This is a genomic window from Ferrimonas balearica (assembly GCF_019802085.1).
GTDB lineage: Bacteria > Pseudomonadota > Gammaproteobacteria > Enterobacterales > Shewanellaceae > Ferrimonas > Ferrimonas balearica_B.
On record NZ_JAHVHV010000004.1, the window covers coordinates 91,255 to 115,492 of the forward strand.

Consider the following 24,238-nt stretch of genomic DNA (forward strand, 5'->3'; position numbering starts at 1 on the left):
TTTTTCACTCTGGCTTTAAACCTTTAGCGCACCACCCCCTGTCCAAGGGAACAGAGCCAACAAAAGGAGCCTGCTGTGCTGACCCAAACCGACCCGGTTTCCCCGCCGCCCGATGAGCTGGAGCGCGCCGAGCTGGTGCGTGCCCAGGCCGGGGACCGAGCCGCCTTTGCCCGCCTCTATCAGCGGCACCACCGACGCACCTACGCGCTCTGCTTTCGCCTGCTGGGCCAGGCCAGCCGGGCCGAGGACGCGGTGCAGGAGGTCTACCTCAGAGTGTGGCAGAAGCTGCCCCAGTACCGCTTCGATGCCCGCTTCACCACCTGGCTGCACCGGCTCACGGTCAACCTGGTGTTGAACGAGCTGCAAAAGCAGCCCTGGTGGCAGAAGGTGCTGCCGCTGGAGGGCCAGGAGGAGCCGGCGGCGCCGGATCCCAACCTGGAGGGCGTCGACCGATTGCTGCCCCGACTGCCCACCCGGGCGCGCCAGGTGTTCGTGCTCTTTGCCATCGAGGGCTACCGCCACGAGGAGATCGCCCGGCTGCTGGGAATAAGGGCTGGCACCAGCAAGGCCCAGTACCACCGCGCCCGGCAACTGTTACAGGAGATGCTGTCATGAGCCAAGACCCCATCGACACCCTGCTTTCCCAGACCGCCTCGGAGCTCAAGCCCCAGCGGGATCTCTGGCCCGGCATCGAGCGTCAACTGGATCAACCCGGCGGCCAGGCGCTTGCCCCCAGCCCCTGGGCCCGGGTGGCCGGCTTCGCCCTGCCCCTGCTGCTCGGGGCCCTGCTGGGCCTGGGTGGCGGCTACTGGGCTGGCCAGGGGCCGGACCGGGGCCAGGAGGCGATGCTGACCATGATCACCGTAATGGCCCAGCAGCACGAGGCCCAAATTCAGGCTGCACAGAGCCGCTACCTCACCATCGGCGACACCAGCGGCGAACCCGGTGAGGGCCAGCAAACCCTTAAACAGGCCAGCAAGGAGCTGTTGCAGGCCCTCAAGCAAGACCCCTTCAATCCCGCGCTGCTGGAGCTGTGGCTCTGGGTGCAACAGAAGGAGTTGGATCTCATACATTCCCAGCAGCAACAACAGCGTCGGCTGCAGCAACTTTAAGGAGCACAAGGATGAACATCAAAATGATTGCAGGGCTGCTGAGCTGGGCCCTGGTGGCCCCCCTCGCCGCCGCCGAAGCCGTGGATCGCAGCCTGCCCCTGGGCAACGCCAACGAGGTCCGCATCGACATCCCTAGGGGCAAGATCAGCCTGATTGGCACCCAGGGCGACGAGATCAGCGTCCAGGGGGAGCTCGACGAGGACACCGAGGCCTTCGAATTTGCCCAGGAGGGCGACGCCGTGGTGGTGAAACTGCGCCTGCCGGACAGCTGGTACCGCAGCAACAACGGCAACAACGACAAGGGCGCCAAGCTCACCATCTACTACCCGCAATCGGCCCCGTTGCAGTTTGACACCGTGGCCGCCGACGTCCGCGCCCAGCGCCTCGGCCCGGCCCAATTGGGCAACGTCAGCGGCGATTTCCACCTCAAGGACGGCAGTGCTGAACTCAAAGCCAGCACCGTCAGCGGCGACATCTCAGCCCAGGATCTGTCCGGCGAACTGGCCCTGGTCAGTGTCAGCGGCGACATTGAGGGGCGGGCCCTGTCCGGGACATTGCGCCTGGAAACCGTCAGCGGCGACATCGAACTGCGCGACGCCACCGGTAGCGCGTTGACCCTGGAGACGGTCTCCGGGGACGCCGAGCTGGCGATGGCCGCCCCCAGCCAGCTGCGCGGACGCACCGTCAGCGGCGAACTGACGGTGCAATTGGAGCGGATCCCCGGCGAAGCCGAGGTGGCCCTGGAGTCGGTCAGCGGAGACATCCTGCTGGCGGTGGCCGGTGAGATCGACGCCCAGATCCGGGCGGAAACCGGGCCGGGTGGCCGGGTGCGCAACGACGTCAGCGACCAGACCCCCCAGCGCGGCAAGTACGTCAGCAACGAGAGCCTGGACATCACCCTGGGCCAGGGCGGTGGCAGCGTTCGGCTCAACACCGTCAGCGGGGATCTGCGGCTGAAAAAGTGATGGGGCGGCGGCGCCAGCTTTGCTACCCTTGCGCCCATGACCCCAGCAACCCCCAACTGGGCCGCACTCGCGGCCCAGATCAAATCCCTGGCCCTGGAGATGGGCTTCTCCGCCGTCGGCATCACCGACGTGGATCTGTCCGATGAGTGGCCCCGGCTCCAGGCCTGGCTGGACAACCAATACCACGGTGAGATGGACTACATGGCCCGCCATGGTGCGCTTCGGGCCCAACCGGAGCAGCTGCATCCGGGCACCTTGAGGGTGATCAGCGTCGCCCTGGACTATCTGCCTCCGGACGCCGGTTTTGCCCGCACCCTCAAGTCCCCCCACCAGGGCTACGTGTCCCGCTACGCCGGGGGACGGGATTACCACAAGCTGATGCGCAACCGCCTTAAGCAGCTGGGGCAGCGGATCCAGGCCGAACTGCCTGAGCTGGCCTTTCGCCCCTTCGTCGATTCCGCCCCGCTGCTGGAGCGCCCCCTGGCCCGTAACGCCGGCCTGGGCTGGGTAGGTAAGCATTCACTGCTGCTCAACCGCAAGGCAGGCAGCTGGTTTTTCTTGGGCGAGCTGCTGGTCAACCTGCCGTTGCCGACGGATCCGCCCCACCAGGGGGATTGCGGCCAGTGCAGCGCCTGCCTGACCATCTGCCCCACCAACGCCATCGTTGCCCCCTACGTGGTGGACGGCCGGCGCTGCATCTCCTACCTCACCATCGAACTGGACGGCCCCATCCCCACCGAGCTGCGACCCGCCATGGGCAACCGCATCTACGGCTGCGACGACTGCCAGCTGGTTTGTCCCTGGAACCGGGCGGCGCCGGTCACCGAAGAGCCGGACTTCCACACCCGCGAGGTGCTACGCCACCCGGAACTGCTGACCCTGTGGCAGTGGGACGAAACCACCTTCCTGTCGCGCACCGAGGGCTCCCCCATTCGCCGCATTGGCTATCGCCGCTGGCAGCGCAACCTGGCGGTGGCCCTGGGCAACGCCCCGGCCAGCGAGGCGATCCAGGCGGCCCTGACCCAGGGGCTGGGCCGGGTGGACGCCATGGTGGATGAGCACATCCACTGGGCCCTGGCCGAGCAGCAGCGCAAGGCCGCCGAGCCGGACACGCCTCACCGTCTGCAGCAGCGGCTCATTCGCATCGTCGAGAAGGGACTGCCCCGGGACGCCTGAGTCAGTCGTCCAGGGTGAAGCCCACCTTGATGGTGACCTGCCAATGGGCCACCTGGCCCGCTTCAATGTGACCCCGGGTCTCCACCACCTGGAACCAGCGCAGGCGGTGCAGCGACTGCGAGGCGGTGGCGATGGCGTTCTGGATGGCGTCGTCAGTGCCAACGGCGGAAGAGCCGGTCAGCTCGATCAGTTTGTAGGTGTGGGACATGGGCGGCCTCCTCGGACAGAGGGGCTAAGTATAGGAGGCCGTAAAACCCGTGCAGGCGACTACACTTGCTGTAGTCGGGGCTGCGGATCCGGTCGCCCGTGGATGCACTGAGGTCGTTATGAGTTGGCGAAATCTGTTCAAACCCAGCGTCAAGTATTCCCTGTTCACCCTGGTCGCCGTCGGCATCGCCATTGGCGTTGTCGGCTACTTTGTCAGCCAGCAGGTGCTGCACGCCACCAGCACCGACGAGTTCTGCATGACCTGCCACAGCAACCACTCCCTCAAAGATGAGGTGCTGGCCTCCTCCCACGGCAACAACCGGGCCGGCATCGTGGTGGAGTGTCAGCAATGCCACATCGCCCAGGAGCCCTTCAACTATCTGGTGAAGAAGATCATCGTCTCCAAGGACATCTGGGGCTACCTGACCATCGACGGCTTCAACACCCAGGAGTGGCTGGACGCCAACCGCAAGGAGCAGGCGGATCTCGCCCTGGTCTACCTGCGCAAGATCGACTCCTCCACCTGCCGCAACTGCCATAACCACGTCTACGAGGATCAGCCCGAGGCGATGAAGACCATGGCCCGGCGGATGCACGAGCGCAACTTCGCCAAGGACCCGGCGGATCGCAAGACTTGCGTGGATTGCCACAAGGGCGTGGCGCACCCCTATCCCAAGGGCTGAATCGGCCAGCATCAGGACAAAAAAAAGCCCGGCCGAAGCCGGGCATCAGGTCCCCCACAACCCGACCTAGACTGGTTGGGTCGGTACCGGGTGCAACCACCCGGCTTGGCTTCAACATGACAGTCTTGTGTCAAAGCTTCAACTTCCTCCCCCGGGTTAAAACGGCACAAAATAGGGATAAAATGGCCTGGCCGGCGGCCGATGCGGGCCCCGGGTGGGGCCCCACCCCCCGCAATCACTGAATTGGCTTACCGAGCCAGAATTTTTACAACTTTTTTACATTCACTGATGAGTTTGAGCCCATGTCCTGCGCCCCAATAGACGTGGTCGCCGCCCTGCTGATGCACCAGGGACAGGTGATGATCGCCCGCCGCCACCCCAATGGAAGCCAGGGAGGCTGGTGGGAGTTTCCCGGTGGCAAGGTGGAGGCCGACGAGGCCCACGCCACCGCCCTGGTGCGGGAAATTGAGGAGGAGCTGCGGGTGCGCATCGAGGTCGGCGCGTACCTGACCAGCCACACCCACGACTACGGCGATAAGCGAGTGCGCCTGCACGGCTACCTCTGCCACTGGCGGCCCCAGACGATCGAGCTGACCGGCAGCCACGACGCCCTGCGCTGGTGTCCACCCCAGGCCGTGGACCGTTCTACCCTGGCGCCGGCGGATCTGCCACTGCTGGACGCCCTGCTGACCCGTTGCCCACCGAGCAACTCATAAAAAACGCGGCCCGGAGGCCGCGTGGTGATTAAGCGAGGGTGAAGCGGGCCAGCTGGTCATCGAGCCGCTGGGCCCCGCCGCGCAGCTCGCCGGCGATCTGCCGCCCCGCTTCGGCGTCCTCGGCCACCTGGTCCCCCAGGGCCCGGATCCGCCCGACGCTGTGGTTGATCTCCTCGGAGACCTTGCTCTGCTCCTCCGCCGCGGTGGCGATCTGGGCGTTCATGTCGTTGAGGGCGCTGAGTTCCTGGCTGATCTGAGCCAGGGTTTCCCCCGCCTCCCGGGTCTGGGTCAGGCCTCGCTGACTGCCGCTCTGCCCGGCGGTCATGGCGCTGACCGCCTCCTGGGCGCCGCTTTGCAGCTGGTCGATCATCTGCTGGATCTCGCCAGTGGCATCTTGAGTACGCAACGACAGGCTGCGCACCTCATCGGCCACCACGGCAAAGCCCCGCCCCTGCTCACCGGCCCGGGCCGCCTCGATAGCGGCGTTCAGGGCCAGCAGGTTGGTCTGATCGGCGATGTTGCGGATCACATCCAGGATCCCCCCGATCTCCTGGCTCTCCCCCGCCAGGCGGGCCACCGCCTCGCCGGCGTCGCTCAGGGTGCGGTCCAGCTGCTCCAGATCCGAGATGGTGCGGGTCAGAATAGCCTGGCCCTCGCTGGAGCGCCGGTCGGTGTTGCCCACCTGCTCCGCCGCGTGTTGGGCGTGGCTGGCCACCTCGATCACCGAGGCGGTCATCTGGCTCATGGCGGAGGCCACCTGGTGAGTCTGATCCCGCTGCTGCAGCGCCCGCTCGGTGCCCTGGGCACTGCTGCGGTCCAGCTCCTCGGTGGCCTGGCCGACGGAGCGGCCGCTCTCCCCTACTGCCTGCAACAAAGTGCGCAGCTGCCCCTGCAACTGACGCGCGTGATTGGCCAGATCCCCCATCTCGTCGGCCCGGTCAATGGTCAATCGCGTGGCGAAGTTGCCCTGGGCCAGCTGGGCGAAAAAGGCGCTCAGGGTCTCGGTGGGACGCACCACCGCCCGCAGAGCCAGGGTTCGGCCGCCCCAGACGAACAGCAGCATCAGGCCCCCCACCAGCAGCGCCCCGCGGACCAGGGTGTCGGTGGCCCGCGCCATCAGCGCCTCCATCTCCGCCACTCGGTGCTGCTCCAGCGCCCCGGCCAGCTCACTGAGCGCCTTGGCCGGGGCCCGATCCAGTCCCCGCACGCCAGAGTCCACCTGGGTCAGGCTCTGCCCCCGGTTCAGCCCCTCCCGGCCCTGGCGGTAACCGGCAAAGAGGGTGCGATGATCCTCACGGAAGGTCTCGATCACCGCCGCCTGCTCATCCAGTCCCAGCTGACTCAGCTGCCGGGCCAAGTCCTGGCTGCGCTGCTGGATCTCCTCCTGGCGGGTCACCACCCGCTGCCAGTAGTTGGTGGGCGCCTCTCCCCGCAACAGCAGGTTTTTCCACTCCTGCACCTGGGTCTTGAAATCGTTGTTGAGCGCTTCCACCGCGCTTTGCACCGCCACCTGCTCGGCCACCTCGGCCCGGAAGTAGCGGCCCACCTCCACCTGGGTGGCCAGCAGATAGGCCAGCGCCCCGCCGATCACCACCATGCCAAACACGAACACACCCACCAGCTTGGTGCGGATCTTTACCCGCTCCAAGGGCTTGACCACATAGCGCTCAAACATCCTTACCTCTTCCTGTCTTGGCACCGGCACACCGATTTCCGGTCCTCAGGCTATCGGCGGAATGTCATGAAACTGTAATGATTCCCCTTCGACTGCGGATCTTTTGCCCGGAACCGGACCGGGGCGGTTGACTGTCCCGGGGCAACTACCTAGCATTTTTGCTCACCAATTTGACCCATCGGCCCAGACCATGACCCAATCCGCTCGTGACATCTTCAACCCCGACCTGTGGGACGTCGTCCCCGGCTTTGATTTCGAAGACATCACCTACCACCGCGCCAAGCAGCAGGGTACGGTGCGCATCGCCTTCAACCGCCCCGATTGCCTGAACGCCTTCCGCCCCAAGACGGTGGATGAGCTGTTCACCGCCCTGGACCACGCCCGCCAATGGTCCGACGTCGGCTGCGTGCTGATCACCGGCAACGGCCCCTCCAAGAAGGGCCAGTGGTCCTTCTCCTCCGGTGGCGACCAGCGGATCCGGGGCAAGGATGGCTACAAATACGAGGGGGAAGCGGCCAACACCGCCGATCTGGCCCGCATGGGCCGGCTGCACATCCTCGAGGTGCAGCGCCTGATCCGCTTTATGCCCAAGGTGGTGATCGCCCTGGTGCCCGGCTGGGCGGTAGGGGGCGGCCACAGCCTGCACGTGGTGTGCGATCTGACCCTGGCCTCCAAGGAGCACGCGGTGTTCAAGCAGACCGACCCCGACGTGGCCAGCTTCGACTCCGGCTACGGCTCCGCCTACCTGGCCAAGATGATCGGCCAGAAGCGGGCCCGGGAGATCTTCTTCTGCGGCTTCGACTACAGCGCCCAGGAGGCGTTCGAGATGGGGATGGTGAACAAGGTGGTGCCCCACGTCGAGCTGGAAGAGGAGGCGCTGCGCTGGGGCGAGGCGATCAACTCCAAGTCCCCCACCGCCATGCGGATGCTCAAGTACGGCTTCAACCTGCCGGACGACGGCCTGGTGGGCCAGCAGCTGTTTGCCGGCGAAGCCACTCGCCTGGCCTACGGCACCGAGGAGGCCCAGGAGGGCCGCGACGCCTTCCTGGAGAAGCGTCCCAAGGAGTTTGGCAAATTCCCCTGGCACTACTGAGCCAAAGGCCCGCTCCGGCGGGCCAATGTCCGGCAAACTGGCACAAAAAAACCGACTCAATTGAGTCGGTTTTTTGATGAGATTTGGAGCGGCTAGAGGGAATCGAACCCTCATCACGAGCTTGGGAAGCTCGGGTAATAGCCATTATACGATAGCCGCGTGGCCACTACTTTATGAGACCGGGGCCGGGTTTGGCAAGCGGCAGCCGCACGACTGCCGCATCTTTGCGCAACCCCAGGGCTTCAGTCGACGATCTCCATCTCGTCCAGCAGGTTGTCGGCCCCGTCCAGATACTTCATCACCCACAGCATGTAGCGGCTGTCCACGTGAATGGAGCGGTTCAGCTCGGGGTTGAACGCCCAGTCACCGGTGATGCTCTCGTAGACACCGTCAAACAGCAGACCCACCAGCTCGGCACGACCGTTGAGGGTCGGGGAGCCGGAGTTGCCGCCGGTGGTGTCCAGGTTGGAGAGGAAGTTGACCGGCACCGAGCCCACCGCCTCGTCGCCGAATTCACCGTATTGACCCTTGGCGATCAACTCCAGCTGCTTGGCCGGGGCGTCGAAGGGCACCTGGTCGGTGGCTTTCATCGCCAGCCCTTCCAGGGTGGTGAACGGAGTAGCCACCAGGCCATCCTGGGGGCTGTAGCCGCCCACGGTGCCAAAGGTCAGGCGCAGGCTGGAGTTGGCGTCGGCGTAGACCGGACGGCCCTGGGACTGGTTAAAGGCGATGATGGCCGCCATGTAGTCCGGGCGCACCTTGAGCAGGCGCCCCTCCAGCTCCTTGTCTTTCTTCTCCTTGGCCATGGCGGTGTCGTAGTGGGCCACGGCGAAGCGGATAAAGGGATCGGCGCTCTGCTCGAAGGCTTCCGGTCCCTTCTCCATCCAGGCCAGGCGGGTCGCTACGTCACCCAGCTCGGTGGTGGCGTACATGCTGTCCAGTTTGGTCATCAGCTTGGCGCCGTCCACCTGGCCGCTGAGGCCAAACAGACGGTCCAGGCTGGGCTCCCGCTCGGACGCCGGCAGGGCAGCGTAGCGCATCAGCAGGTGGTGCAGCATCGCCTTGTCCACGGTGGCGTCGAAGCGACGGTCCATCCGCTCCAGGCCGGCCTTGAAGCCGTCCCAGTCCCGCTCCTGGTAGCCGCTTTCGCGCTCCAGATCCGGCTTCTGCTTCTCCTTGGCCAGGCGGTAGAGGCGCTGGGCCACGGTGGTCATCTGGTTGTAGCGCAGGTAACCGAGGATAAGATCCCGCTCGGCGTGGGCCCACTGCTCGGCCACCAGGCCATCGAGCTGGGCCAGCACATCGCCGTATTTGGCGGCGCGATCGCCCTTGCCCTGGATCCAGGCCACCAGGGCATCCTGATCGGTCTGCTTGGCGGCCAGCATGCCGGTCTTGGCGTAGCCCTCAATCATGCTCTGGTAGTTCTTGGCGTAGTTGGCCAGCCCCGCCAGGGTGCCCTCGTACTTGATGCGGGCGTCGGAGCCCGGCTCGGAGCTGGCCTTGATCAGATCAATCAGCTCCTCGCGCAGCACCTTGGCCTGGGGATAGACGGTTTCGAAGTAGGTCTGCACCTCTTCGGCGGTGCGGTAGCGGTTGGTGCGCCCCGGGTAGCCGGCCACCATCACAAAATCCCCGTCGGACAGGCCGGCGGCGGACACCTTGAGGAAGCGTTTCGGGGTGTAGGGCACGTTGTCTTCGCTGTACTCCGCCGGCTTGCCGTCGGGTCCGACGTAGGCGCGGAAGAAGGCGAAGTCGCCGGTGTGGCGGGGCCACATCCAGTTGTCGATGTCGCCGCCGTACTTACCGACACTCAGTGCCGGGGTGTAGCTCAGGCGCACGTCCTTGATCTCCAGCTCCTTGATCAGGAAGTACTGGGCACCGTGGTGGAAGTTGTAAACGTCGCAGCGGGTGTTGGGCTCCGCCTCACACTCGGCCACCAGCGCCTTGGTGCGCTGCTCGATCGCCTCGGCGTAGGCGGCACCGGTCAGGGCCGGGTCCACCGCCCCCACCACCTGATCGGTGACCGGGGAGATGGACTCGGTGATCCAGATCTTGTACCCGGGCACCGGCGCTTTCTCCTCGGCCGGGGTCTTGGCCAGGAAGCCGGTCTCCAGGATGTTGTTCTCGGCGGTTGAGTGGTACTGGATGGCGCCGTAGCCGCAGTGGTGGTTGGTCACCAGCAGTCCCTTGGGGGAGACGAAGGAGGCGGTGCAGCCACCAAAGTTGATCACCGCGTTCATCGGGAAGGCGGTCAAATCCGTCATGCTGTCGGCGTCCAGCTCCAGGCCCAGGGCCTTGAGCTCGTTAGCCAGTGCCGGCAGTTGATGGGGCTGCCACATCCCTTCATTGGCCAGGGCGGTGCTGGCGGCCCCCAGGGGCAGCAGCAGCGCCGCGGCGCTCATCCATTTCTTCATTGGTCACTCCAAGTTCCTTGTGGGCATGGGCCCTTGCGCCAGCGAGGGTAACACGAAGCCAAATTCGGATTAACCCACCAGAAACATTTGATTACAGAGCGCTGACCAGCTGGGCTGACGCCAGGGCCACACCGGCCCCCAGGGCCAGGACCAGCGCCGGCGTGCCCCCAACCACCTGGTAGCCGGCCGTGGTGCGGCGCAGCCGCCGTGCCATCAGCACCGGCAACACCACCATCAGCACCACCAGCGGCAGGGCAGCGAAGCCGAGCACCGCCACAAAGCCCTCCGGCAGGTAGAGGGCCAGGGCCAGTGGCGGCAGGAAGGTCAGTGCCCAGGTCTGGGCTTTGCCGGCGCCGGTGGCCTGTCGACGGCACAGCTCCCCCAGGTAGTCGAACAGACTCAGTGCCACCCCCAGAAACGAGGTCAGCAGGGCCAGATCGGCAAAGCCGGTCAGGGCCCGGGCCAGCCAGCCCTGACCACTGGTGGCGCTGAGGGCCTGCACCAGGTTGGCCAGGCCGTCGCCCTGGCCCAGGGCCTGTTGCTGCTCCGGGGCCAGGGGACCCAGGGCGGCCGCCAGCCAGAGGGCGTAGCACACCAGAGGCAGGGCCGAGCCCAGCAACAGTGCCTGGCGCAAGCGGGTCACATCCCCCTCCAGGTAGCGCACCAGGGTGGGGATGCAGACGTGGAAGCCGAAGGAGGTGAGGATGATGGGCAGGGCCGCCACCCACACCCCCTGGTGCTGGGCGGATTCCGCCAAAGAGACCACCAGGTTGGCGCCCTGGACCTGGGGCAGCAGGGCCCAGAGCACCGCCAGCAGGGCCAGCACCTTCAGGGCAAACAGCAGCCGCACCAGGCGGTCCACCGTGGCCACGCCGAACAGCACCGCACCACCGAGGCCGAAGGCAAACAGCAGGGTGCTGCTGGCCGGCGTCAAGGGCAGATGGTCCGCCAGTTTGAGGCTCAGCAGCGACGCCCCTCCGGTCAGGTAGGCGGCGGTCAGGGCGTAGAGCAGTGCCAGCATCGCCAGGGCCCCCAAGACCTGGGCGCCGCGGCCCAGGACCTGGCCGGTCATGGTGTGCAGGTTGGCCTCGAAGCCCACCTTGAGGTTCACCTCCATCACCAGCAGGGCACAGTAACCGGACAGCGCCCAGATGGCAGTCATCAGGCACAGGGCCGGCCAGAAGCCGATGGCGGCGGTGGCGATGGGCAGGGCCAGCATGCCGGCGCCGATGGAGGTGCCGGCCACAATCAGGGTGGCACCGATAAGTTTGGAATGGGTCATGGTCGTCGTTCGTCAAAAGTAACGTCGGACGTCAGGACGGGAAACTTGGAGAGAGGGAGGAGAGAGGTTGCGCGTCCGCCACCACACCGTCTTGCCAATTGGTCCCCGACCGTCGGTCGGTTTCAATTAGCCCTAATGGCGTCGTGGAGGCGGGATTCAGTGTCCGCTCGACGATGCCATCAGGGCTGGCAAAATCGAGCGTAATAATACGCTTGAAGGGGCATGGATAATCTCTCGTTAACTGCCCATTCAGGCTAAGCCATGACGCGAAGCCACCTCAAGTGAGCACGATCACAATTTTGACTCGCCAACGGATCCGGCGACGGTTGTCGCCGCGACTCCCGCCCCCTATAATGGCCGTCGCTTCGGGGGAGTAGCCTCTCTTTCGTTCAAGTTGGCGGCCATCAACATAATTGCTCCGCAGAGCATGGTGGTCGCGGTCCCTCCCGGTTTCGACCGGCGTCCGGACTTGGCAAGACTCGTGGCACAATGGCCCGCCCAATCAGTACGGGGCGGCGCGGTTCATTGTGCCCGATTCAGTAGCCAGTCCGCCCCGTAACTCTGATGATTATGGAAGCCCTTTTCTCCTCCACCCTGGCGGTGGCCATCGCCGAGATCGGCGACAAGACCCAGCTGCTGGCCTTTATCCTGGCCACCCGCTTTCACAAACCTTTGGTGATCTGCCTGGGGATCCTCGCCGCCACCCTGCTCAACCACGCCGCCGCGGCCTATTTTGGCGCCTGGCTCGGTGACTGGATGACCGGCGACTGGGGCCGCTACGTGCTGGCCGGCTCCTTTATTGCCGTGGCCCTGTGGATGCTGATCCCGGACAAGGTGGAGGCCAAGGAGAGCCCGCTTTACCGTTTCGGCCCCTTCGTGGCCACCTTCGTGCTGTTTTTCCTGGCGGAGATTGGCGACAAGACCCAGGTGGCCACCGTGCTGCTGGCGGCCAAGTACGACGATATTTGGATGGTGATCACCGGCACCACCGTGGGGATGCTGCTGGCCAACGTGCCGGTGGTGCTGGCGGGCAAGCTGTCCGCGGACAAGCTGCCGATGGCCTGGATCCACCGCGGCAGTGCGGCGCTGTTCGCGGTGTTCGGTGTGGTAACCCTGCTGCCCTGAGCCTCACTGAATGCTGTAGCCGCGCCCCTCCATGCAAGCTTTGAAGGCGCGGCCATAGCTCTCCATCTGACTCTGCCTGTCGGCCTCGACCTGCTTGAGTTGCTGCTCGTTGGCCGCCTGGGCCTGGCGTTGCTGCCGACCGCCCCGCAGGGTGCCGGCGGCGGCGCCGATGGCCGCTCCGTCACCGGCGTCACCGGCAATGGCACCGATCACCGCTCCCCCGGCGGCGCCCCGGGCCGCACCGCGCACCCGTTCTCCCCCCACCGCTTGCTGATCCTGGGCCACCGGCGCCGACGCCAGGGCCACCGGATCCACCCCGGTGGTGTCCGTCGCCCACAACTGGCACTCGGCCTGGTCGCTTTTCTGCTGCTCCGGGGTTTGCCCCTCGGCGGGGTAGATGATGGGCTGCTGGCCCATGGCCAGGGCACTGACCAGGGCCAGGCCCCCAATCCACGCTCTCATGCTTGCTCTCCTGCACACCATGACGTCATCCAAGTATGGCAGCCCGCTGCCGTGGACGGCCGCCGGTGCCCCTGATAGGCTCAACCGGGTCTAGGGGAGGAAACGAATGACGGACAAGGTGATCCTGCTGCACGGGCTCTACATGCACGAACTGGTGATGTGGCCCCTGGCCCGCCGGCTCAACCGGCTGGGCTGGCAAACCGAGTGCCTGAGCTACAACAGCCTGAACATCGACACCGAGGTCCTGTTTCAGCGCCTGGTGGCCGCCCTGCCCGAAGGCCCGGCCTACATGGTGGGCCACAGTTTGGGGGGCGTATTGCTGCACCGCTTTGCCCAACAGCATCCCCTTCCGGCAGACAGCCGGGTGGTGACCCTGGGCAGCCCACTGCAGGGGGCGCTGCTGGCGGACCGCCTGGCCAGTTGGCACCTGGGTGGGGTGATCGGCAATGCCGGGCACAACGGGCTGTTCACCGACGGGCCGCGTCAGTGGACCGCCGCGGCCCAGTTGGGCAGCCTGGCGGGCAACGCCGGGTTCGGCTTCGGGCAGTTATTGGGGGGGATGCCGGCGGACACCGAGCACGACGGGACGGTGCTCTTGCCGGAGACGCGGATCGAGGGGATGGCGGATCACGTGGTGCTGCCAGTGACCCACACCAGCATGCTGCTGGCCGAAGGGGTGGCCCGGCAGACGGATCATTTCCTCCGCCAGGGCCAATTCCAGGCGCAGGCCGGCTAGGTCAGGCTGGCCTCGTGCTGGTAGATCTTCACCAGGTAGTAGGCGTCGATAAAGACGATAAAGCCGTTCACCAGGGCCACCGGGATGGCGGAGATGGCCATGCCGTAGGCCACGAACAGGGCGGCCCCGACCAGGTTCCACCATCGTAACTTCTTGATGTTCGACATCATCAATGAGATGGCGACGACCACTGAGGCCGCGTAGCCGACCCACTCCCACACCATTGCCATGTCCATTCGGGTACCTCGCGAAACGGCTTTGTTCAAGCCTAGTTAACTCTTGTTAGCATTTGTGTAAGCGCCGGTAAGTTTGCCCACACTTTGGCGAGAAAAACGTGACCGCCCCCACACTTTCCCTGAATTCGATTCACCCTTGGCGTAATTTTCTTTCAGCGTGGTGGTTGAACCCCAGTTTCCACCCCTCGACAGCGATAAAAAAAGGCGGCCCGGAGGCCGCCTTTTTGCGTCGGATTGCCGTTTAGAAGCCCAGGGGGATCCCCAGGGCGAAGAAACCCACCAGCAGGGTGGTCCAGGCCAGCAGGAACACCGCCGAGTAGGGCACCATCATGGCGATAAGATCCCCAAAGCTCAGATCCGGCTTGTACTTGCGCATAAAGGCCAGGATCACCCCGGCGTAGCTCATCATCGGGGTGATGATGTTGGTGGAGGAGTCCGCCACCCGGTAGGCGGCGGCGACCAGGTCCGGGGTCATCTGCGGGTTCACCTGGTAGAGCATGGGCACGAAGATGGGCCCCAGCAGCATCCACTTGGAGGTCAGGCCGCCCACGAACAGGTTGATCAGCGCCGTGGTGAAGATGAAGCCGATGATCAGCAGGATGGGGAACTGCTGCAGGCCCAGGGCTTCGAGGAAGCTGGCCCCCAGGTAGGTGACATAGGTGCCCAGCCCCGAGTAGCCCAGCAGGCCGAGGAAGTTGTAGCAGAAGAAGGTGAGCACCAGGATGTAGCCCATGGTGTTCATCTGGCTCACCATCGCTTGAACCACGTCCTTGAGGCCGCGGAACTTGCCAGTGGCGTAGCCGAAGGCCACCCCCACCAGGGTAAACACCATGGCGATCAGCAGGATGACGTTATTGAGGTAGGGAGTGACGGTGCGGCCGGACTCATCCACGTAGGGCGCCAGGGGGCCCATGGCCAGGGCGGCCACCAGGCCCAGGGCCAGCAACAGGCCCCAGAACGCGGCCTTGAGGCCACGCTGCTCCTCGGCGGTCACGGAGAAGTCCGACAGGTCCATCCCCTCCGGCAGTTGATACTCCATCTTCTCCAGGCGCGGCGCCACAAAACGCTGGGTGACCCAGGCCCCCAGGCCCGCCAGCACAAAGGTGGAGACGAAGATAAAGTAGTAGTGCATGGTGGCGGGGGTCAGGGCCCGGCCGTCGCTGGCCTCGAAGGGCACCCCCTGGGCCTCGGCAAACACCTGGGCGTTGAGGCCGATGATGACGTCCACCGGGGTCGCGGGAATGAGGTTGGCGCTGAAGCCGGCGGACACCCCGGCAAAGGCCGCAGCCATGCCGATGAGCGGGTTTTTGCCCAGGCCCGCGTAGAGCAGCCCCGCCAGGGGCACCAACACCAGGTAGCCGGCGTCGGTGGCGATGGAGCTCATGATCCCCAGAAACACCACCGCGGGGGCCAGGAAGCGGTCGCTCAGGCGGGTGCCCAACTTCTTGATCACCGCGGTCAGCAGGCCGGAGTGCTCGGCAACGCCGACCCCCAGCATCACGATGAGGATCACCCCCAGTACCCCGCCGCCGAAGCCCAGCCAGTTCTTCAGCAGCGCGTTATCGAACAGCCAGCGGACGTGCTCGGCCTCGGTCATGTCCTTAATGGTGTGGACAACCAGGCCACCGTCGGTGCCCAGGGTCTGAAATTCCAGGCCGCCGATAAAGGCGGTCAAAACAAAGGCGAAAACCAGCAGGGACATGAAGATGATCACCGGGTCCGGGATCTTCTTGCCGATCTTCTCAATCAGGGCGAGCACCCCTCCCGGGGCTGGCTCCGTGGTACTGCTCTGCGTCATGGCGCGTTGTCCTTATAGTTATCAGTGGCATTGGGACCAGCAGCCACGCTAGCAGGCCCCCCGGGCAATGTAAAACCGGGCATTCGCCCCGCTTATGGCGGCTGGTACCGACTCTGTGGTGATTTTTTTTCACCCGGCCCCTTGAAAGACTCAAACCCCTCCCCCAAATAGGAAACACGGGTGCTCAATGGAGGCCCGGAACTGACACTCAACTGTTGCTCAATAGAGGACAAAGATTATGCGTACCATCGACCTGACCCCCCTGTACAAATCCGCCATCGGTTTCGACCGCTTCGCCAAAGTGATGGACGAAGCGATGCGCGTGGAGCAAGGCGGCTTCCCCCCTTACAACATCGAGCTGGTGGAACAGGACAAATACCGAATTTCCATGGCCGTGGCCGGCTTCACCCAAGAGGAGCTGGACATCGAGGTGGAGGGTGACACCCTGCGCATCGAAGGCACCAAGGCCAAGGCGGACGAGCCCCGCCAATTCCTGCACCAGGGCATTGCCGAGCGCAACTTCAAGCGCCGCTTCCGCCTGGCCGATCACGTTAAGGTGGTGGGCGCGGACCTGCAAAACGGCCTGCTGCACGTCGAACTGGAGCGGGAGCTGCCCGAGGCACTCAAGCCGCGCAAGATCAGCATCGGCGACACCCAAGCCCGGGTGATCGAGGCCAAAGCCTCCTAACCCCTCTCTCCCTGGTCCCTGCGAACACTTTGCCAAGGCTTCGGCCTTGGCTTTTTTCTGCCTGTAATTCCGCCAACCGGGGCGACAGCGTCGCGCCATCGCACTATAATCGCGGCAAAAATCCTCTGGAGAATCCCCATGTCCCAAGACGCCATGAAAAAAGCCGCCGGTTGGGCCGCGCTGGAATACGTAGAACGCGACAGCATCGTCGGTGTGGGCACCGGCAGCACCGTGAACCACTTTATCGACGCCCTGGGCACCATCAAGGACCAGATCCAGGGGGCGGTCTCCAGCTCCGAGGCCTCCACCGAGCGGCTCAAGGCCCTGGGGATCGAGGTGTTCGATATGAACAGTGTCAGTGAGCTGTCGGTCTACGTCGACGGCGCGGACGAGATCAACCACCAGATGGAGATGATCAAGGGCGGCGGCGCGGCCCTGACCCGGGAGAAGATCGTCGCCTCCGTGGCCAAGCAGTTCATCTGCATCGCCGACGGCAGCAAGCTGGTGGACACCCTGGGCCGCTTCCCCCTGCCGGTGGAGGTGATCCCCATGGCCCGCTCCGCCGTGGCCCGGGAGATCGTCAAGATGGGCGGCGACCCGGTGTACCGGGAAGGCTGCATCACCGATAACGGTTGCCAGATCCTGGACGTGCACAGCTGGGAGATCACCGAAGCCAAAGCCCTGGAAGCCCAACTGAACAACCTGGTGGGCGTGGTCACCAACGGCCTGTTCGCCCGCCGTGGCGCCGACGTGCTGCTGCTGGGCACCCCGGAGGGGGTCAAAACCGTCAAGGGGTAAGACTCGCTTTCGACGCGCATTGGCGGCACACTGAACCGGCGGGGTGATCCATCATCCCGCCGGTTTCGTTTACCTCGGACAGACTGAAACGGCAAGGAGCCCACCATGTTTCGCACCCTACCCCTGCTGCTGGCGCTGAGCGCCCCCGCCCTGGCCCAGTGCCCGGACTGGCTCGACACCGAGAAGCGCCGCCTGCACTCCAAGGAACAGGTGGACCTTTGCGCCCTGACCGCCGACAAGGCGGTGCTGCTGGTTAACACCGCCAGCCATTGCGGCTTCACCCCCCAGTTCAAGCAGCTCGAAGCCCTGCATCAGACCTACGGCCCCCAGGGCCTGGTGATCATCGGCATGCCTTCGGACGACTTCTTCCAGGAAGCGGACGACGAAGCGGAAACCGCGGACGTCTGTTATCGCAACTACGGGGTCAGCTTCACCATGCTCACCCCGGCCTCGGTGCGGGGCAGTGACGCCGACCCCCTGTTTGCGGAGCTGGCCCGTCAGGGCGGGGCCCCCAAGTGGAACTTCTACAAGTACCTGGTGGACCAGCAGGGCAACCTGGTGGAGTACTGGTCACCCAAGACCGACCCCGATGATCCCGAGATCACCGATGCCATCGAGAAACTCTTGAACGGTTCCTGACCGGAATTCAGGGAAAAACGGCGCCCCCTTGCGGCGCCGTTTTTTCTTGGCTATCTTTAGACCGACCAATCAGTCGAATGTTATTTCATCAGGGAGCAGGAGATCACCGTGAGCGAGCACACCACCCCCATCAGCGCCACCGACGACCCGACACAGCTGGGCTTTCACCCCGGCCAGATGAACGCCCTGCTGGCCCGCCAGCGCAAGGCCTACACCGCCGCGCCCATGCCCTCCCTGGAGGCCCGCAAAACCAAGCTCAAGGCCCTCAAGGCCGCCCTGCTGAAGCACCAGGACGCCCTGTGCGATGCCATGAGCCAGGACTTCGGCCATCGGGCCCGCTACGACTCCCTGCTCTCCGATGTGATGCCCTGCGTCGGCAACATCGATTACACCCTGGCCCGGCTGGGCAAGTGGATGAAGCCCTCCCGCCGCAACCCGGGCCTGCTGCTGAGCCCCGCCAGCGTCACCGTGCATTACCAACCCCTGGGGGTGGTGGGGATCCTGGTGCCCTGGAACTTCCCGGTGATGCTCTCCATCGGCCCGCTGATCACCGTCCTGGCCGCCGGCAACCGGGCCATGCTCAAGCTGTCGGAGTTCACCCCGGCCACCAACCGGGCGATCAAAGCCCTGCTGGCGGACGCCTTCGACGAGGATGAGGTGGCGGTGATCGAGGGGGAAGCGGAGGCCGCGGCGGCCTTCAGCGCCCTGCCCTTCGACCACCTGCTGTTCACCGGCTCCACCGCGGTGGGCAAGCACGTGATGCGCGCCGCCGCCGACAACCTGACCCCGGTGACCCTGGAATTGGGGGGCAAATCCCCCACCCTGATCGGTCCGGACATCGCCATCGACACCGCCGTAGAGCGGTTGATCTGGGGCAAGTGCCTTAACGCCGGACAGATCTGCACCTCTCCGGACTACGTGCTGCTGCCGCGCCAGAAGATGGACGACTTTGTGGCCGCCTACCGCGCCCACTTCGCCAAGCTCTACCCCAAGGGCCTGGCCAGCGACGACTACACCTCGGTGGTCAACCCGCGCCAGTACCAGCGGCTGATCGACACCCTGGAGGACGCCACCCACAAAGGCGCCGTGGCCCTGCCCGCCATCGACAACTACCGGGACGACGAGCGCCATCGCCTGGCCACCGTGATGCTGGCCAACGTCAGTGACGGCATGCGGGTGATGGAGGAGGAGATCTTCGGTCCCCTGCTGCCCCTGGTGCCCTACGACAGCATCGACGACGCCATCGCCTACATCCAGGCCCGGCCCCGACCCCTGGCGCTCTACCTGATGAGCTTCGACAGTGACCTGCAGGAGAAGGTACTCGCCCTGACCCACGCTGGCGGGGTGAGCATCAACGACACCGTGCTGCACGTGGCGGCGGAGGACGCCCCCTTCGGCGGCATCGGTCCCTCCGGCATGGGCCACTACCACGGCCACGAGGGCTTCTTGACCTTTACCAAGGCCAAGACGGTGCTCAAGCGGGGCAAGATCAACACCGGCCGACTGGTGCATCCCCCTTACGGCAAGCCGCTGCAGAAGCTGATGCTCAAGTTCTTCCTGCGAGACTGACCATGAGCAAACGTGATCTTATCCTGGCGACGGCCCTGGAGCTGTTCGTCCACCAGGGGATCGGCGCCACCGCCACCGCCCAGATCGCCAAGGCGGCGGGGGTGGCCACCGGCACCCTGTTCCACCACTTCCCCAGCAAGGCTCAGCTGGTGTCGGCACTCTACCTGAACGTCAAAACCCAGTTGGCCGAGGCGATGCGCCTGGAGCAGGGGGAGGGAGACCTGGCCGGGCGGGCCCGTCAGTACTGGGATCGGGGCATGGACTGGGCCCTGGCCCACCCGGAGTCGCTGCGCTTTATGAGTCTGGTGTACCACAGGCCGGGCCAGGATGGGGATCTCAAGCGTCAGGCGATGCTGGAGATCCTGGGCTTTATTCCCGAGCTGCTGCGCCAGGGCCAAGCCGAGGGCCGGCTGCGGCCGGTGCCGGAAGATCTGGCTTTGGAGCAGTGCCAGGGGCAGTTCATGACCGCCGCCCAGTTCTTTATCGACCATCCGGACAAGGCGGGCGATGGCCACTACCGGGACGCCGCCTTCGACCTGTTCTGGCTCAGCATGGCCCGTCATTGATATCGCTAATCGTTTGATTTTATGACGCTATGGCTGCGCCTTTTTTGGCCATCCAGACGGACATTCTGATATGCTGTCAGCCCGGTTTTTAGGAGCGTTTGGAACTCATGGATCAGCTGTCGTTCGATAAGAGAAAACTCAAGGTGCTGCTGCTGGAGGGGGTCCACCCCCGGGCGCAGGAGGTGTTTACCCAGGCCGGATACAGCCAGGTGGAGGCCCTCAAGGGCTCGCTGTCGGAAGCCGACCTCATCGACAAGATCCGCGATGTCCACTTTATCGGGATCCGCTCCCGCACCCAGCTCAGTGAGCGGGTGCTGAGCGAGGCCCAGAAACTGGTGGCCATCGGCTGCTTCTGCATCGGCACCAACCAGGTCAGCCTCACCACCGCCGAGATGGCCGGGATCCCGGTGTTCAACGCCCCCTTCTCCAACACCCGCTCGGTGGCCGAGCTGGTGCTGGGGGAGATCCTGCTGCTGCTGCGGGGGATCCCCGCCAAGAACGCCCTGGCCCACCGTGGCGTCTGGCAAAAGTCCGCCGCCAACAGCTTCGAGGCCCGGGGCAAGGTGCTGGGGATCGTCGGCTACGGCCACATCGGCACCCAGCTGGGGGTGCTGGCCGAGGGGCTGGGGATGCAGGTGCGCTTCTACGACATTGAGAACAAGCTGCCTTTGGGCAACGCCCACCAGGTGGCCAGCCTGGAGGCGCTGCTGAGCCAGGCCGACGTGGTCAGCCTCCACGTGCCGGAGACCCAGGCCACCAAGGAGATGATTGGCCAGGCGGAGCTGGCGGCGATGCGCCCCGGCAGCATCCTCATCAACGCCTCCCGGGGGACCGTGGTGCAGATCGACGCCCTATGCGAGCAGCTGGCCAACGGCCACCTGGCCGGAGCCGCCATCGACGTCTTCCCGGTGGAGCCCAAGTCCAACGACGACCCCTTTGTCAGCCCGCTGACCGAGTTCGACAACGTCATCCTCACCCCCCATGTGGGCGGCTCCACCCAGGAGGCCCAGGAGAACATCGGTCTGGAGGTGGCGTCCAAGCTGGTCAAGTACTCCGACAACGGCTCCACCCTCTCCGCCGTCAACTTCCCCGAGGTCTCCCTGCCCGGCCACGCCGGCACCTCGCGCCTGCTGCACGTGCACCGCAACCAGCCGGGGATCCTTATCCAGATCAACCAGGCCTTCGTCGAGCAGGGGATCAACATCAGCGCCCAGTACCTGCAGACCACCGCCGAGATCGGCTACGTGGTGATGGACGTGGACACCGACCAGGCCGAACAGGCTCTGGAACAGATGAAGCGGATCCCGGGCACCATCCGGGCGCGGCTGCTCCATTGAACCCCAGGCCGGCTTTCGCCGGCCTTTTTATTGAGGGACAGGGATGACCATCAAAATCGACACCCCCCGGCTGCAGATGCGGGAGTTTACCCCCGAGGATGCCGCGGCAGTGCTGGCCTTCAGTGTGCCCGAGGTGACCCGCTACACCGGGGACGCCGGCGCCATTGCTACCCTGGCGGACGCCCAGCGAGTGATCAACGACATCTGGCTGGCGGAGTATCGACGCCACGGCTACGCCCGTTACGCTCTGGTGCACAAGGCGGACCAGCGGGTGATCGGCTTTTGTGGCCTCAAGTACGAGCCGCACCTGGGCGGACCGGATCTGGGCTACCGCATGCTGCCGGAGTACTGGGGCCAGGGGCTGGCCACCGAAGCCGCCGCGGCGGCCCTAGACTACGGCCAACAGGTGCTGAAGCTGGACCCCATCTACGCCGAGGTGGTGGCCGAGAACCACGCCTCGCGCCGGATCATCGAAAAGCTGGGGCTGGTGTGGCAGTGCCAGTATCAGGAGGCCGGATGGACCGTCCATCGTTACCGCACCCGGTAAGCACCGATGGCGATACCCTGGGCCATTACCTCTGGGGGAGCGGGGGCGAAGGCTGGCACCTGGCAAAGAGCCCCCAGCTGAGCGTCATCCAGGAGCGCCTGGCCCCAGGCTGTCAGGAAACCCGCCATCGCCACGCCCGGGCGGAGCAGTTTTTCTACGTGCTGGCGGGCCAGGCGACCTTGGAGGTGGCGGGCACAGTGCACACCCTGGGGCCGGGACAGGGGCTGCAGGTCCTCCCTGGTCAGCCCCACCGCTTTGGCAACGACAGCAGCCAGCCCCTTCACTGCTTGGTGATCTCCACCCCGCCCAGTCATGGGGATCGCACCCTGGCCGAAGCGCCGGCCTGAGGGCCGGCCTTAACCGAAACTGACCCGCCATCGCATCCATCTAAACATTTGCTTACATTCGCTGGGCCTGGGCTTAACCCCATGGGATACTTGCGCGCAATATTTCTTACCAGACAATGTCATGCGACCCATCCTGCCCCTGATGCTGCTGGCCCTGGCTCCCCTGGCCATGGCGGAGGATTACGGCCCCCTGCTGGTCAAGGCCCAGTCCCCCATGCAGGCCCAGAGCCTGACCCCCATGATGCGCAACGCCCAGCAGCTGGCCGCCGGCCAGTGGGCCTATTCGGTGTCGGCCACCGCCGCCAGCGTTTGGGCGGAAACCCCCGACTACATGATGGACTACTACCACAACAGTCTGGATGTCGCCCTGCGCTACGCCCCGGCAGAGCGCTGGGAGCTGGAGCTGGGGTACCAGTACCGCTTTGCCGCGGACAACGGCCTGGACAGCCTCACCGCCGGCTTCCACGACTTCTTCGGCATCCCGCAAAACGGCCGGGACCAGGTGCCCAAGCACCGCTTCCACGTCAGCTCGGAGAAATACGGAGTGCTGCTGGAGGATTTCGAGGGGGAGACCCTGACCAACATGGTCAGCGGCTATCTGGGCTACCAGTGGCTGGATCACGCCCGACACGCCCTCTCCACCGGCGTGGGGCTCTCCTACAACCACGTCAACAGCGGCCCGTTTGAGGTGAGCAGCTTCGAGCAGCTGGCCCAGGTCAACTACCGTTTCGCCCCCTCCGAGCGCCACCGGGCCTACGTCACCCTGGGGGCCAGTCACAGAGGCGAAGGGCAGACCATCGGCGGCATCGGCATCAACGACTGGGCCTTTATGTATGGCGTCGCCTACCAATACCGCTTCCACCCCAACCACAGCCTGATGCTGGAGTACCACGGTTACAGTGGAGAGACCGACGACGTCGAAGAGCTGGACAGCGTCTCCCACGAGGTGCTGCTGGGCTACCGCTATCACCTCGACAACGGCGCCATCGAGCTGACCATGATCGAAAACGTGTTCAATATGGACAACAGCACCGACATCGCCTTCACCCTGGGTTACCGCGGTCGCTTCGGCCCGGGCTGAACCCCGGGGTCTGTTCATTTACCGCCAGCGGAGTACAATCCCAGCCACAGCCATCTTTAGCGGGGCCCCTATGTCCACCGAACTCTCTCCGACGCTCATTCCCCTCTCCCAGCTGGGGGTGATCCGTGCCACCGGGCCGGACACCCAGAGCTACCTCCAGGGTCAGCTCACCTGCGATCTGACCAAGCTGCCCGAGGGGCAATGGAGCTGGGGGGGCCACTGCGATCCCAAGGGCAAACTGATCGCCGCCTTCCGGTTGTGCCGACGGGACGGCGACGTGCTGATGCTGATGCCCCAGGGACAACTGGAGCAGGATCTGCCGGCGCTGAACAAGTACGCGGTGTTCAACCAGGTGACCCTGAGCGACGCCGGCGCGCAGTTGGACCGCTATGCCCTGGTGGGCAGCGATGCCCTGAGCCTGCTGCCCGGCGAGGGCCCCCTGCGTGCCCTGGATCAAGGCCTGGCCCTGGTGGACGGCGACAGCGCCATCCTGCTGCTCGATGCCGGCGCCTCGCTGCCGTCGGCGTTGGCCGAGCTGCCCCGGGCGGAGGAAGCCCTCTGGCTCAGTACCGAACTGCGCCGGGGCCACCCCTGGTTCGACGCCGAACAATCCCTGGAGTTTGTGCCCCAGATGCTCAACCTCGATGCCCTGGGGGGGATCCAATACGACAAGGGCTGCTACATCGGCCAGGAGACCGTGGCCCGGATGCACTTTCGCGGCGGCAATAAGCGGGCGCTGTACATCCTGACCGGCGCCCCCGCCGAGGGGGAGCTGCAGATGCAAATGGGCGAGAACTGGCGCCGGGCCGGTGCCCTGGTGGCCAAGGCCCAGTGGCAGGGGCAGATGGTGATCACCGCGGTGATGAGCAAAGAGCTGGACCCGGATACCGCCTTCCGCATGGGGGAGACGCCCCTGACCCTGGTGCCCCGCCCCTACCCGCTGTTTGGCGAAGAAACGCCGGCGTAAGCCCCACGAACCAAGAAAA

The 24,238-nt window shown here is 65.2% G+C and carries 26 protein-coding genes and 1 tRNA gene; 19 read left to right on the forward strand and 8 right to left on the reverse strand.

All coding sequences use genetic code 11. The annotated features are described in order from the left end of the window. Positions 1-75 precede the first annotated feature (75 nt). Genes KUV81_RS15460 through queG form a run of 4 tightly spaced genes read left to right on the forward strand, consistent with a single transcriptional unit; the run spans position 76 to position 3,253 of the window. Positions 76-615, forward strand: coding sequence for an RNA polymerase sigma factor (locus KUV81_RS15460; RefSeq protein ID WP_315900093.1), 540 nt, complete (start codon positions 76-78; stop codon positions 613-615). After that, positions 612-1,112: a hypothetical protein gene (locus KUV81_RS15465; protein WP_222544800.1), complete on the forward strand. Its 501-nt coding sequence runs from the start codon at positions 612-614 to the stop codon at positions 1,110-1,112. Before KUV81_RS15460 ends, KUV81_RS15465 begins: the two co-directional genes overlap by 4 nt. Before the next feature lie 11 nt (positions 1,113-1,123). Beyond that, complete coding sequence (locus KUV81_RS15470; RefSeq protein ID WP_222544801.1) at positions 1,124-2,077, forward strand: DUF4097 family beta strand repeat-containing protein; 954 nt, start codon at positions 1,124-1,126, stop codon at positions 2,075-2,077. A 36-nt stretch (positions 2,078-2,113) separates the two neighbouring features. Beyond that, positions 2,114-3,253, forward strand: a complete 1,140-nt coding sequence (gene queG / locus KUV81_RS15475) for a tRNA epoxyqueuosine(34) reductase QueG (protein ID WP_222544802.1) — start codon at positions 2,114-2,116, stop codon at positions 3,251-3,253. A 1-nt stretch (position 3,254) separates the two neighbouring features. On the opposite strand, the gene KUV81_RS15480 is transcribed toward queG, so the two are convergent. Continuing rightward, positions 3,255-3,461, reverse strand: a complete 207-nt coding sequence (locus KUV81_RS15480; protein ID WP_222544803.1) for a dodecin — start codon at positions 3,459-3,461, stop codon at positions 3,255-3,257. Positions 3,462-3,579: 118 nt separating this feature from the next. Here KUV81_RS15480 and KUV81_RS15485 point away from each other — a divergent pair, with 118 nt between their 5' ends. Then, positions 3,580-4,143, forward strand: coding sequence for a NapC/NirT family cytochrome c (locus KUV81_RS15485; protein WP_222544804.1), 564 nt, complete (start codon positions 3,580-3,582; stop codon positions 4,141-4,143). 302 nt (positions 4,144-4,445) lie between these two features. Next, positions 4,446-4,859 (forward strand): (deoxy)nucleoside triphosphate pyrophosphohydrolase, encoded by a 414-nt coding sequence (locus tag KUV81_RS15490; RefSeq protein WP_222544805.1) that lies wholly within the window; start codon positions 4,446-4,448, stop codon positions 4,857-4,859. 28 nt (positions 4,860-4,887) lie between these two features. On the opposite strand, the gene KUV81_RS15495 is transcribed toward KUV81_RS15490, so the two are convergent. Then, complete coding sequence (locus KUV81_RS15495) at positions 4,888-6,534, reverse strand: methyl-accepting chemotaxis protein (RefSeq protein ID WP_222544806.1); 1,647 nt, start codon at positions 6,532-6,534, stop codon at positions 4,888-4,890. A gap of 190 nt (positions 6,535-6,724) precedes the next feature. Between KUV81_RS15495 and KUV81_RS15500 the strand changes: the two genes are divergently transcribed. Then, on the forward strand, positions 6,725-7,627 hold the full coding sequence (locus KUV81_RS15500; protein WP_222544807.1) for a 1,4-dihydroxy-2-naphthoyl-CoA synthase: 903 nt from the start codon (positions 6,725-6,727) through the stop codon (positions 7,625-7,627). Between the two features lie 84 nt (positions 7,628-7,711). On the opposite strand, the gene KUV81_RS15505 is transcribed toward KUV81_RS15500, so the two are convergent. The 3 genes from KUV81_RS15505 to KUV81_RS15515 all read right to left on the reverse strand — a co-directional run bounded on the left by KUV81_RS15505 (position 7,712) and on the right by KUV81_RS15515 (position 11,323). Then, a tRNA-Gly gene (locus KUV81_RS15505) sits at positions 7,712-7,786 on the reverse strand. A gap of 83 nt (positions 7,787-7,869) precedes the next feature. Next, positions 7,870-10,041 carry a S46 family peptidase gene (locus KUV81_RS15510; protein WP_222544808.1) on the reverse strand — a complete coding sequence of 724 codons (2,172 nt, stop codon included), beginning with the start codon at positions 10,039-10,041 and terminating at the stop codon, positions 7,870-7,872. Between the two features lie 91 nt (positions 10,042-10,132). After that, the gene (locus tag KUV81_RS15515; protein WP_222544809.1) at positions 10,133-11,323 is read right to left on the reverse strand and encodes an amino acid permease; all 1,191 of its coding nucleotides are present in this window, start codon (positions 11,321-11,323) and stop codon (positions 10,133-10,135) included. Between the two features lie 570 nt (positions 11,324-11,893). Here KUV81_RS15515 and KUV81_RS15520 point away from each other — a divergent pair. Continuing rightward, positions 11,894-12,448, forward strand: coding sequence for a TMEM165/GDT1 family protein (locus KUV81_RS15520; protein WP_222544810.1), 555 nt, complete (start codon positions 11,894-11,896; stop codon positions 12,446-12,448). Between the two features lie 3 nt (positions 12,449-12,451). Here KUV81_RS15520 and KUV81_RS15525 read toward each other — a convergent pair whose 3' ends face one another. Next, a complete protein-coding gene (locus KUV81_RS15525; protein WP_222544811.1) occupies positions 12,452-12,910 on the reverse strand; it encodes a glycine zipper family protein in 459 nt (152 codons plus the stop codon). Between the two features lie 106 nt (positions 12,911-13,016). On the opposite strand from KUV81_RS15525, the gene KUV81_RS15530 reads away from it, so the two are divergent. Then, complete coding sequence (locus KUV81_RS15530; RefSeq protein WP_222544812.1) at positions 13,017-13,646, forward strand: esterase/lipase family protein; 630 nt, start codon at positions 13,017-13,019, stop codon at positions 13,644-13,646. On the opposite strand, the gene KUV81_RS15535 is transcribed toward KUV81_RS15530, so the two are convergent. Further along, a complete protein-coding gene (locus tag KUV81_RS15535) occupies positions 13,643-13,882 on the reverse strand; it encodes a hypothetical protein (protein ID WP_222544813.1) in 240 nt (79 codons plus the stop codon). The two genes, KUV81_RS15530 and KUV81_RS15535, sit on opposite strands and share 4 nt — an antisense overlap. Before the next feature lie 241 nt (positions 13,883-14,123). After that, positions 14,124-15,680 (reverse strand): AbgT family transporter, encoded by a 1,557-nt coding sequence (locus tag KUV81_RS15540; RefSeq protein ID WP_222544814.1) that lies wholly within the window; start codon positions 15,678-15,680, stop codon positions 14,124-14,126. 238 nt (positions 15,681-15,918) lie between these two features. Between KUV81_RS15540 and KUV81_RS15545 the strand changes: the two genes are divergently transcribed. The 10 genes from KUV81_RS15545 to KUV81_RS15590 all read left to right on the forward strand — a co-directional run bounded on the left by KUV81_RS15545 (position 15,919) and on the right by KUV81_RS15590 (position 24,219). Beyond that, the gene (locus tag KUV81_RS15545) at positions 15,919-16,368 is read left to right on the forward strand and encodes an Hsp20 family protein (RefSeq protein ID WP_222544815.1); all 450 of its coding nucleotides are present in this window, start codon (positions 15,919-15,921) and stop codon (positions 16,366-16,368) included. Between the two features lie 138 nt (positions 16,369-16,506). After that, the gene (gene rpiA, locus KUV81_RS15550; RefSeq protein WP_222544816.1) at positions 16,507-17,166 is read left to right on the forward strand and encodes a ribose-5-phosphate isomerase RpiA; all 660 of its coding nucleotides are present in this window, start codon (positions 16,507-16,509) and stop codon (positions 17,164-17,166) included. Positions 17,167-17,271: 105 nt separating this feature from the next. Next, the gene (locus tag KUV81_RS15555; RefSeq protein WP_222544817.1) at positions 17,272-17,805 is read left to right on the forward strand and encodes a glutathione peroxidase; all 534 of its coding nucleotides are present in this window, start codon (positions 17,272-17,274) and stop codon (positions 17,803-17,805) included. A gap of 177 nt (positions 17,806-17,982) precedes the next feature. Then, a complete protein-coding gene (locus KUV81_RS15560; protein ID WP_222545033.1) occupies positions 17,983-19,374 on the forward strand; it encodes a coniferyl aldehyde dehydrogenase in 1,392 nt (463 codons plus the stop codon). A 2-nt stretch (positions 19,375-19,376) separates the two neighbouring features. Further along, on the forward strand, positions 19,377-19,940 hold the full coding sequence (locus KUV81_RS15565; RefSeq protein WP_222544818.1) for a TetR/AcrR family transcriptional regulator: 564 nt from the start codon (positions 19,377-19,379) through the stop codon (positions 19,938-19,940). A 107-nt stretch (positions 19,941-20,047) separates the two neighbouring features. Then, positions 20,048-21,277: a phosphoglycerate dehydrogenase gene (gene serA / locus KUV81_RS15570; protein WP_222544819.1), complete on the forward strand. Its 1,230-nt coding sequence runs from the start codon at positions 20,048-20,050 to the stop codon at positions 21,275-21,277. A gap of 43 nt (positions 21,278-21,320) precedes the next feature. Then, on the forward strand, positions 21,321-21,824 hold the full coding sequence (locus tag KUV81_RS15575) for a GNAT family N-acetyltransferase (protein WP_222544820.1): 504 nt from the start codon (positions 21,321-21,323) through the stop codon (positions 21,822-21,824). Next, entirely contained in the window at positions 21,794-22,171 is a 378-nt protein-coding gene (locus tag KUV81_RS15580; protein ID WP_222544821.1) for a cupin domain-containing protein, read from the forward strand. The genes KUV81_RS15575 and KUV81_RS15580 overlap by 31 nt, the downstream gene beginning before the upstream one ends. 121 nt (positions 22,172-22,292) lie before the next feature. After that, positions 22,293-23,252 (forward strand): DUF3187 family protein, encoded by a 960-nt coding sequence (locus tag KUV81_RS15585; RefSeq protein WP_222544822.1) that lies wholly within the window; start codon positions 22,293-22,295, stop codon positions 23,250-23,252. Between the two features lie 70 nt (positions 23,253-23,322). Further along, the gene (locus tag KUV81_RS15590; RefSeq protein ID WP_222544823.1) at positions 23,323-24,219 is read left to right on the forward strand and encodes a YgfZ/GcvT domain-containing protein; all 897 of its coding nucleotides are present in this window, start codon (positions 23,323-23,325) and stop codon (positions 24,217-24,219) included. The last annotated feature ends 19 nt before the right edge of the window (positions 24,220-24,238 follow it).